Origin of the sequence: Pseudomonas sp. (assembly GCF_050739935.1) — a bacterium.
GTDB lineage: Bacteria > Pseudomonadota > Gammaproteobacteria > Pseudomonadales > Pseudomonadaceae > Aquipseudomonas.
Genome location: NZ_JBOICF010000095.1, coordinates 1 through 9,580, shown reverse-complemented (window position 1 = coordinate 9,580; position 9,580 = coordinate 1). Strand labels below are relative to the sequence as shown.

The 9,580-nt window shown below is 59.1% G+C and carries 11 protein-coding genes; 7 read left to right on the top strand and 4 right to left on the bottom strand.

Annotated features, from left to right (window positions below):
• Positions 1-416: 416 nt before the first annotated feature.
• The 3 genes from ACRER8_RS19060 to ACRER8_RS19050 all read left to right on the top strand — a co-directional run bounded on the left by ACRER8_RS19060 (position 417) and on the right by ACRER8_RS19050 (position 1,996).
• Positions 417-794 (top strand): DUF2946 domain-containing protein, encoded by a 378-nt coding sequence (locus ACRER8_RS19060; RefSeq protein WP_431747759.1) that lies wholly within the window; start codon positions 417-419, stop codon positions 792-794.
• A 90-nt stretch (positions 795-884) separates the two neighbouring features.
• Positions 885-1,493 (top strand): SCO family protein, encoded by a 609-nt coding sequence (locus ACRER8_RS19055; RefSeq protein ID WP_431747758.1) that lies wholly within the window; start codon positions 885-887, stop codon positions 1,491-1,493.
• Positions 1,493-1,996: a copper chaperone PCu(A)C gene (locus ACRER8_RS19050; RefSeq protein ID WP_431747757.1), complete on the top strand. Its 504-nt coding sequence runs from the start codon at positions 1,493-1,495 to the stop codon at positions 1,994-1,996. Before ACRER8_RS19055 ends, ACRER8_RS19050 begins: the two co-directional genes overlap by 1 nt.
• Positions 1,997-2,092: 96 nt before the next feature.
• Here ACRER8_RS19050 and ACRER8_RS19045 read toward each other — a convergent pair whose 3' ends face one another.
• From ACRER8_RS19045 to ACRER8_RS19030, 4 genes are all read right to left on the bottom strand, one after another.
• The gene (locus tag ACRER8_RS19045; protein WP_431747760.1) at positions 2,093-3,367 is read right to left on the bottom strand and encodes an Nramp family divalent metal transporter; all 1,275 of its coding nucleotides are present in this window, start codon (positions 3,365-3,367) and stop codon (positions 2,093-2,095) included.
• A 143-nt stretch (positions 3,368-3,510) separates the two neighbouring features.
• Entirely contained in the window at positions 3,511-4,176 is a 666-nt protein-coding gene (locus ACRER8_RS19040; protein ID WP_431747756.1) for a glycosyltransferase, read from the bottom strand.
• A gap of 307 nt (positions 4,177-4,483) precedes the next feature.
• Complete coding sequence (locus ACRER8_RS19035; RefSeq protein ID WP_431747755.1) at positions 4,484-5,050, bottom strand: type 1 glutamine amidotransferase domain-containing protein; 567 nt, start codon at positions 5,048-5,050, stop codon at positions 4,484-4,486.
• A gap of 128 nt (positions 5,051-5,178) precedes the next feature.
• Positions 5,179-5,514, bottom strand: coding sequence for a hypothetical protein (locus tag ACRER8_RS19030; protein WP_431747754.1), 336 nt, complete (start codon positions 5,512-5,514; stop codon positions 5,179-5,181).
• Between the two features lie 460 nt (positions 5,515-5,974).
• On the opposite strand from ACRER8_RS19030, the gene ACRER8_RS19025 reads away from it, so the two are divergent.
• The 4 genes from ACRER8_RS19025 to ACRER8_RS19010 all read left to right on the top strand — a co-directional run bounded on the left by ACRER8_RS19025 (position 5,975) and on the right by ACRER8_RS19010 (position 9,463).
• Positions 5,975-7,057: a glycoside hydrolase family 3 N-terminal domain-containing protein gene (locus tag ACRER8_RS19025; RefSeq protein WP_431747753.1), complete on the top strand. Its 1,083-nt coding sequence runs from the start codon at positions 5,975-5,977 to the stop codon at positions 7,055-7,057.
• Between the two features lie 59 nt (positions 7,058-7,116).
• Positions 7,117-7,569: a hypothetical protein gene (locus tag ACRER8_RS19020; RefSeq protein ID WP_431747752.1), complete on the top strand. Its 453-nt coding sequence runs from the start codon at positions 7,117-7,119 to the stop codon at positions 7,567-7,569.
• 126 nt (positions 7,570-7,695) lie between these two features.
• Positions 7,696-8,460: a trans-aconitate 2-methyltransferase gene (gene tam, locus ACRER8_RS19015; protein WP_431747751.1), complete on the top strand. Its 765-nt coding sequence runs from the start codon at positions 7,696-7,698 to the stop codon at positions 8,458-8,460.
• A gap of 217 nt (positions 8,461-8,677) precedes the next feature.
• Positions 8,678-9,463, top strand: a complete 786-nt coding sequence (locus tag ACRER8_RS19010) for a sulfite exporter TauE/SafE family protein (protein WP_431747750.1) — start codon at positions 8,678-8,680, stop codon at positions 9,461-9,463.
• The last annotated feature ends 117 nt before the right edge of the window (positions 9,464-9,580 follow it).

Sequence of the window (9,580 nt, the reverse complement as noted above, 5' to 3'; positions counted from 1 at the left end):
GATCGCTGCCGCCGGCAGGCCGGACTGCTACAAGGGAATGTGTGGGTCACGGCTGGGCTAACGCTCATCGCACTTGATCGCGAACAACATCTCGCTACATCCCAATCCACTGTAGGAACCGGCTTGCTGGCGAACGCGTTGGATCAGACACATCGGTTTTGTCTGACCCAACGCGTTCGCCAACAAGCCGGCTCCTACGAATTCGCGCTGTACCGGGATTTTGCGTGGCTGAGTTTCTCCGGCAGCACGCCTAGCCGGCGGTGGCTTCTGAGTACTCCACCGCTGGCAAACCCTGCTGCACGATGTGTCTGTCAAATTTCTTGTTGACAAGAACCATCGTCCTGCGCGGTTTTGTCGCACCCGGCAATCCGGGCCCGTGCCATGTCATGGGGCACAACGATGTAGAATGGCGGCCCATGAAATTCGTCCGAACTCATCAATCGCTCATTGCCTGGATGCTGTATGGCTTCATCCTGTTCAGTGGGCTCGTGTGCAGCCTGAGCCATGGCCAGATGCTGCGTGCGTTCAATCAGATGAGTCCCGCCGTCGACTGCAGCGCGCATCACGATTTCTCCGGCCATCCGGACCTGGCGCAGATGAGCGAGCATGCGCAGTTGATGAAACTCTCCATGGCCGATTGCGCCTTCGCCGGTACTCTCGCGCTGGCGTTGGTGTTCTTCATCGCTCTGGGCTGGATGGCGCGCAGCCGACGCAGACTCGTCCCACGTTCTGACTATCTGCTGCGCAGACCTCCGCGACACCGCCTCCCTGAGCTGTCACCTCAGGCACCGTGAGTCTTCAGCGCACTCTTGTTCTGTTCAGCGTCGTCCTCGAGGACGATAAAAGGCCGGTGCCAACGCCAGCCGCTTCAGAGAGTTCGTCACATGAATGATTTACTGACCCGCCGCCAGGTGGTCACCGGTATGGGCATCCTGGGCCTCGGCCTGCTGGCAGGCTGCGATGGTTCCACCACTGCGCTGGATTTCAAATACGGCAAGGATCTTAGCAACAAGATCATGGGCCGTACGTTCAAGCTCACCGATACCCAGGGCGAGGTAAAAACCCTTTCCAGTTATCGCGGCCTGATGCCGATGGTGTTCTTCGGCTTCACCCAATGCCCGGCGGTCTGCCCCACGGCACTGGCGCGCGCTGCCCAGATCAAGAAAATCATGGGCGAGGATGGCAAGACCCTGCAGGTGATTTTCATCACCGTCGACCCTGAGCGCGATACACCGCAGATCCTCGACGCCTACGTCAAGCAGTTCGATCCAAGCTTCGTCGCCCTGCGCGGCACGCTGGAGCAGACGCAGCATGTCGCCAAGGAATTCGGCGTGTTCTATGAAAAAGAGCCGATCGGCGATACCTACACCATGTCGCACACCGCCACCAGCTACGTGTTCGACTCGCGCGGCAACTTGCGGCTGGGCCTGTCTCCGTCGCTTTCCGCCAAACAATGCGCGGAAGATCTGCTCACTGTCATGGAGGTCTGCTGATGACCACGCTGTTTTCCACTGCCGTAATCCGTCTGGCGCTGCGCCGGATTCTGGCCGCTTCGCTGCTGGCGGGCGTCAGTCTGTCTGCCGTCGCCCAGACTAAAGTCGACGATGCCTGGGTCCGCACCACCGTGCCAGGGCAGCCGTCGTCCGGCGCGTTCATGCGCATCACCGCTGATAGCGACAGCAAGCTGCTGAGCGTCGCTTCGCCCGCAGCCAACAACGTGCAGATCCATGAAATGAGCATGACCAACGACGTGATGCGCATGGGACCGGTCGACTCAGTGCCGTTGCCTGCAGGCAAGACCGTGTCGCTGGACCCGGATGGCTACCATGTGATGCTGATGGGGCTGGTGGAGCAGATCAAGGAAGGTGATCAGGTGCCGCTGACCCTGACCATCGAGGACGACAAGGGCGTGCGCGAGACTGTGCAGGTCAGTGCCCCGGCGCGGACGATGATGGACAGCATGGACATGAGCCACGACCAAGGCGCCAGCCACTGAGGCGAGCGCAGGCGATAGTTCAGTCAATAGCTTCTCGGCAGGCTAGTCCCGATGGCCGCAAGCCGAGCCCACGGATGGTGCTCGGCGTTACGTCCATCAACCCCCAAACATCCCCACCAGCAGCACCAGATTCAAACCGATGATCAGCAGCGCGATCAGCCACGCCAGTGCCGTGAGCACGGGGCCGGTGACGAGGTTGCCCATCAGTTGCCGGTCAGAGACGAAACGCACCAGCGGTACGATGGCGAAGGGCAGTTGCATCGACAGGATCACCTGACTCAGCACCAGCAGTTTCGCCGTGCCTTGTGGACCATACACACTGGTGACGATGATCACTGGGATGATCGCCAGACCGCGTGTCAGCAAACGCCTCACCCAGCCAGGCAGCTTCATCTTCAGGAAGCCTTCCATGACGATCTGTCCGGCGAGGGTCGCGGTCACCGTAGAGTTGATGCCCGACGCCAGCAATGCGATGGCGAATAGCGCCGAAGCGATGCCCACGCCGAGCATGGGTGACAACAGATGGTAGGCCTGTTCGATCTCCACCACGTCGGTCTTGCCGGCCTTGTGAAAGACCGTGGCGGCGGTGATCAGGATGGCTGCGTTGACGAACAGCGCCAGAGTCAGGGCGATGGTGCTGTCGGTGACTGACCAGCGCAGGCCGATTCGGCGGCCTTCTTCGGTACGCGGGTAGGCGCGGGTCTGGACGATGGAGGAGTGCAGATACAGGTTATGCGGCATCACGGTCGCGCCAATGATGCCGATGGCCAGATACAGGGCCGCCGGGTTGGTGACGATTTCCGCCTTGGGAATGAAACCGGCGAACAGCTCGGCCATGTCCGGCCGCGCCAGTACCATTTGAACCGCAAAGCAGCCGAAGATGATCAACAACAACGCAATGACGAAGGCTTCCAGCGCGCGGAAACCCCGGCCCATCAGCAGGAAAATCAGGAACACATCGACCGCCGAGATCACCGCTCCCCACACCAGCGGGATGCCGAACAGCAGGTTGAGGGCAATGGCGGTGCCAATGACCTCGGCCAGGTCGCAGGCGATGATCGCGACCTCACAGACAAGCCACAGGGCGATGCACACCGGCCGGCGGTAGCGCTCACGACAGGCTCGGGCCAAGTCCCAACCCGTGGCGATGCCAAGTCGGGCAGACAAGGCCTGAAGCACGATTGCCATCAGATTGGAAAACAGAATGACCGACAACAGCAGATAACCGAATTGCGAACCTCCGGCCAGGTCCGTGGCCCAGTTGCCGGGGTCCATGTAGCCTACCGCGACCATGTAGCCAGGGCCAGTGAATGCCAGCAAACGCTTGAACCAGTTGCCTGATTTGGGCATGGCGACACTGCCGCTGGGCATGCTGCCGCCCAGTGTGTCGTCGTCGCCGGGATTAGCCCGGTTTTTCATAGGTTGCATCGGTTGCTGTCCCGCCGAGGTGAAGGTAGCTGGACGTGCAGCCTGAGGCGCCAGGTTGAGCATTCAGTGCTGTCCGCTTAGTGTGATTAGCTTACTAACGTTCGAGTCGCCAGAGAATTGAGGTAATCGCCAAAACCTTCCTTGCAGCGAAAATGCTTGCGCGCGCTGGTGGTGACACTGTTGCGGGCCGTCCAGACGATATGAGCGCCGATACGCTGCAGGTCTTCGACCAGATGCACATCCTCATGCGCCGCCAGCGCCCTGAAACCGCCAGCCCGCAGATAGGCACTGGCCGACACACCCATATTGGCTCCGTGGATGTGCCGATGGTTGTCGACCGGACGATACAGTGCGTCATACCGCTGACGTACCTGCTCCGGGTGTTCGGACCAGTCATCGATCTGGACGATTCCACAGACCGCATCGGCCCCGGCGCAGACCTGTTCAGCCAGCCATGTGTAAGGCACCACGCTGTCGGCGTCGGTGAACGCCAGCCATCGAGCGCCGCGTTCGAGCATCAATTGAGCCCCGGCTGCACGCGTCATGCCGACATTACGATAGCCGCAGGCGAGTGTGCCGACCCCGTGGGCCTGTGCGATTTCGGCAGAGCCGTCGCTGCAGTCATCGAGCATGATCAAAATCTCTACCGTCTCACCACCAAGCTCATCATGGCTCGCGGCGGCGATAAGCGATTTGATGCAATCATCCAGAAAGTATTCTTCGTTGTGCGCGGGGACAATGATTCCGATCATGGGCGAGTCTCGTGTCGGCACTTGCGATGATCGCGTTGGCCTTTGGATGTCGACCCGACTTGTGAAAAATTGGTTGCAAGAATTTTCGTTTTCGAAGACGGGCTGCTGGAATGGTCTGGACCGAACGCCAATCCCGACAAAAGATTGAATTAGTCGCAAGCGGACCACTCATAGACGGTGAGTGCGAGACTCCCCTGGTGGTCTGTACGTCGCTGTCTTCCGCCAGGGTTACACTTTCCCCGAACGCATCGACGCCGCTGATCAGCGGCGTCGATGCGTTTCTGTTTTGTGAACTGAAGCCTGACGTTTACGCCGCTTGCAACAGCGCCTTGCCGATGGCCTCGTTGAACGCGGGCAGGTCTTTCGGCGTACGCGAGGTGATCAGCGTCCAGCCATTGGCGCCACACTGCTTGACCTGTGCATCGACCCACTCCGCCGCTCCTGCATTGACCAGGTCGATGCGCACGCTCGGGTAGGAAGTCAGGGTCTTGCCTTCGATCACCTTAGCGTCGATCAGCAGCCACGGGCCGTGGCAAATGGCGGCGACGACTTTGCCTGCGCTGGCGAATTCCTTGACCAGGCGCTGGGCGTCGGCGTCTTGACGCAGCGTATCGGCGTTGACGGTACCACCCGGAATTACCAGTGCATCGAAATCAGCGGCGGACAGGCCTGCCAGGCGCTGGTCGGAATTCACGCTGGTGTCTTTTTCGGTGTCCCCAACGAAGGTCTGCGCTTCGCCGCCTTTAATAGTGGCGTGGGTGACATTCGCACCCATTCCTTTCAAGGCTTCCAGCGGCTTGAGCAACTCGTCGCGCTCGATACCGGTATTAGCAGTAATGATCAGGACCTTCTTGCCGTTCAGTGTGGTGCTCATGGTGATGGTTCCTCTGAGTGAAATTCGAGCCCGATAATCGAGCGGTATCGGTTCTCAGAGGGAATCGAAAAAACGAAAGTTCAGCCCAATTGCATCACCGGCCTGTAAGCGGTTCGTTTCACCACCGCTTACAGGCACTCGCGGGCAGCGTTTTCCAATGCACTGCGACCGAAAGCCGCCGCAAGCGGAGCGCGCTGATAGAGGAACACGCGGGTATTGGGGTTGCCCTTGAAGACTTCGAGGATGTCGTCCTGCGCCACTTTGCTCGAGACCAGCAATTTGTAGTGCCCTTTGCTTTCGGTCAGGGTGGTTTCCCTCTTGATCTGCTGCCACTTCGGGAACACGCACTGCGCGTAGTCCGCGGCGGTTTTGGAGGTCTCCAGATCAACGGAGGGATTGTTAGGGGTGGAGCCGCAGCCAGACAGCGACACGGCCAGCACACTCGTGAGCAGTAAAAGACGCATTCTATTTTCATCCTGAAACAAGGAGTGAGATCACTTTGGAAGCCACTAAGCCGCAATGCCATATCAATTCAATATCATTGATCAGCATTCGACGCGTAATTTTAAGTGTTTGTTTTATCTCGACTAGATAGGAATAACAGATCGACAACAAATCTCATTCTCATTATTGAAATTGCCTGCCGGTTGTTAGTTGGCGCGTATGTTGACGAGCAATAGGACAAATGAAAAGAGCGCCTCGACAAATATTGTTTTGCGATATATCCGAGGGTAGGGATTCCTTGAAATCGGCCAATGGAGTGCCCGATTGCGCTGTACGTTTCGTCATCACCGCAGTCGTTAGATCGGTGCTCGGTTAGTGCCCGGTTAGTGCTCGTTATCGCCGTTTTGGAAATTGACATTGCTCGATATCGGAGTAAATTGCTCGAAAACGAGCAATGACAGCCGATCCATGGGGTGAGAAATGTCAAACGAGCTGCAACGAGCCGCCTATTCCGTCCTGCTGCCTGCCTTTGCGGGACTGGAACTTGACGAGGTTGTATGTCGGTACCTGAACCGGGGTGGCGTCTCCATTCTGCTGGGGGAAACCCGCGACGAGTACCTGGCGCGTAACATGAGTTTCGAGCGTCGTCGTTCGGAGACCCAGGCGCATTTTATGGGCATCGCCGAAGAGGCGAGGGCACGTGCCGGGGCGCCTGTGCTGATTGCCGTGGATCAGGAACTGGGCGGTATTCAACGGTTGCACCGATTGGTGCCCGGTATGCCGTCGGCCGATGAACTCAAGGCGTTGAGCAGCAAAGACATCGAAGCGCGCAGCTATGAAATGGCCAGTTCGGCGCGGGTCATGGGGGTCAATCTGTTTCTCGCGCCAATCGTCGACGTCGTCACCGGCAGCAACCCGTGGCTGCACAGGCGCAATCTGGGACCCGATCCGGTCGAGGTCGCACGTATATCCTGCGCGTTCATTCACGGAGTGCAACGGGCCGGAATCATCGCTACCGCCAAGCACTTTCCCGGGCATCACCAGACCGAGCACGATCCAGCGATAGCGAGAGCAACCGTGGTAGGGCCTATGGAGTGCCTTGAAGACGGGTTGGAGGTGTTTCGTCAGGTGATCGGCGCCGGGGTTCAGGCCATCATGCCGGGTCCGGCTGTGTTTCCGGCGCTGGACCCGCTGCAGGCGGCAAGCACGTCGGAAAAAGTCATCAGCCTTTTGCGCGATACCTTGAGGTTCGATGGCTTGATCATTTCGGACGATCTGGATGCGGTGTCGATATTGCGCGATAACAGCATCACTGACACCGCAATTACCGCGCTCAATGCAGGTGCGCATCTGCTGCTGGTTTCAAGTGAATCCGGGTTGGATGAAATCGCTCAGGCGATTGTCGACGCGGTGGAAGCAGGGCAGCTTGACCGGCAACTGCTGTTCAAGGCTTCTGAAAAGGTCCGGGGTATGGCCGAGGCTTCCAGGGCGCAAGTGGAGTCAGGGTTGTACGTGTCCTACGCGATTCCCGGCGGGCATCTCACGCGGCGGGTGACGATCTGACCGCGTACCGTTGATCTGAGCAGCGCGGACAGTAGGCAGAATCGCGTCGGCGCTGCACAATGCCTGCACGCCAAAAGACCTCACCCGCCAAGAGTCTGCTGCCCATGTTCACGCCACTCGCGTTTTCCGACCTGCTGCGCTTCGCCGATCATTCCATTGCCGTCACCCAATCCTGCTCATGCATGCCCAAATCCTTCGCCGGATGGGAGGGCATGCCAGTGTCGCTCAAGGAAAGCCAACTGCGCGAAGTCGGCTCCCTGATCGCCGCCGAGGAAGAAGATCTGACTCTCGATGAGTATCACCCGACAGGCACCTCCTACTGGTCCATTGATGCGCCGATTGCTCCGCAATTCTTTCCCTACAATCGCTGCCGGGTCTGGGAATGCGTGCTGTGCAGTCGTGTCTTCCTGCGCTATGCCGAGGCCGGCGCCTATCACATTGAACAGCGGATTCGCGGCCTCGATCCTGGCTTGCTCGTTGACGTGGCATTTACCGGTATTGGCCGCGCCTGACGGGATTGCAGACCAGCCAGATGCCGATAGCCACGACTCGGAGATCGTCTTGACCTTCATTTGTACTCCCACCCCACGGCCGTTAACTTCGGCTACACGCCTTTCACGACAAAGAAGGAACGCCCGATGAGCTGGTCAGCCAGGCAATATTCAATGTTCGAGCAGCAACGCACGCGTCCGGTTCGCGATCTCGTCGCCGCCATCCCCACGCAAACGGTGAAGACGGCGATCGACCTAGGCTGCGGGCCAGGCAATTCCACTGAGGTTCTGGCCGAGCGCTTTCCCGATGCGCTGATCACCGGGCTCGACAGTTCCGAAGACATGCTGAGCGACGCCCGTCAGCGCTTGCCGAAGCTGCAGTTCGAGCTGGCGGACATTGGCGCATGGGAGCCTGCCAAAAGTTTCGACGTGATCCTGGCGAATGCCTCATTGCAATGGGTGCCCGATCACGCCGAGCTGTATCCGCGCCTGGTGAGCCTTCTCAATCCGGGTGGCGCACTGGCCGTGCAGACGCCGGATAATCTTGAAGAACCCGCACACCGGCTGGCCAGGCAGATCGCCGCGAGCGGACCGTGGGCGGGGAAGATCGCTTCGGTCAAACATCCCGATCGTCATCCAGCGGCGTACTACTTTGAACTGCTGCAACCTCATTGCGCAGAAGTGGATGTCTGGCGGACCACCTATCATCACCCATTGGCCGGTGGTCATGCCGCAGTGGTGGAGTGGTTCAAGGGCTCGGCGCTTCGGCCTTATCTGCAGCGCCTGGATGAGGCCGAGCAGGCGGGTTTCCTCGACGCTTACCTGAAAGCGATCAGTCAGGCGTATCCCGTGTTGGCGGATGGTTCGGTGTTGCTGCCGTTTCCGCGCTTGTTCATCGTGGCGATTCGCTGAGGTTTGCTTTTGATTCAGGCCGGAGGCGATAGAGCGCCGACTTGCCGTTGATGCTGGGCGACGAATAGGTCTCAACTCTCCTGGTAAGAGCGCAATGGTCATTCGGTTATAACCATAGATCCTTTCGGTCTACTCGCTATATAAGAAAAACCGAGGTCTTTAGACGAAAAATCGCTATCCTGCGCGCCAGTTTTTTGCGGGCGTATCAGGCAGAACAATGGATTTTGGCAATGTAGGTTTCGTCGTGGCAGGCTTGGTCGTCGGTTTCATCGTCGGCATGACCGGCGTTGGTGGCGGGTCATTGATGACGCCAATCCTGCTGTGGTTCGGCATCAATCCGGCGACCGCTGTGGGCACCGATCTGTTGTACGCCGCCATCACCAAAAGTGGCGGCGTGCTGGCGCACAGGAAAAACGACAATATCGATTGGGGCATTACCGGTTGGTTGACACTGGGCAGCGTCCCGGCGGCGGGGTTGTCCCTTTGGTTCCTGAGCAGTCTGCACACCGCGCCGGATGCGATGAACGCAGTGATCAAACAGGCGCTGGGCTTTGTCTTGCTCCTGACTGCGCTCGCGATTTTCTTCAAAAAGCGCCTGCTGGCTTTCGCCCATCAGCATGCCGGTGATCGTTATCGCCTGAGCGGCAAGAGCCTCAATAGCCTGACCGTGCTCACCGGGGTGGTGCTCGGTGTGATGGTGGCGCTGACCTCCATCGGCGCCGGCGCTCTGGGTACGGTGGCGCTGTTCATCCTTTATCCGTTTCTCGATACCCGCCGTCTGGTGGGCACCGAGATCGCCCATGCCGTTCCACTGACCCTGATCGCCGGACTTGGCCACGCCAGCATGGGCAACATGAACTGGACAATGCTGGGCTTTCTGCTGATGGGTTCGCTGCCGGGCATCTACATGGGCAGCCAGCTGACCGGCCGCATCCCCGATGCCATTCTGCGCCCGTGTCTGGCCTTGATGCTCGTCGCGATTGGTTACAAGCTGGCGTTCTGAGACAGGGTTTGTGAACCTGCGCCCTCCGGGCAGAGGCCGTCGTGCGTAGCTCACGGTTTTCGATTCTCGCCGCAGGCGTCATCGCGCACAGCAAAACGCCGCTGACCACAGGAAAAT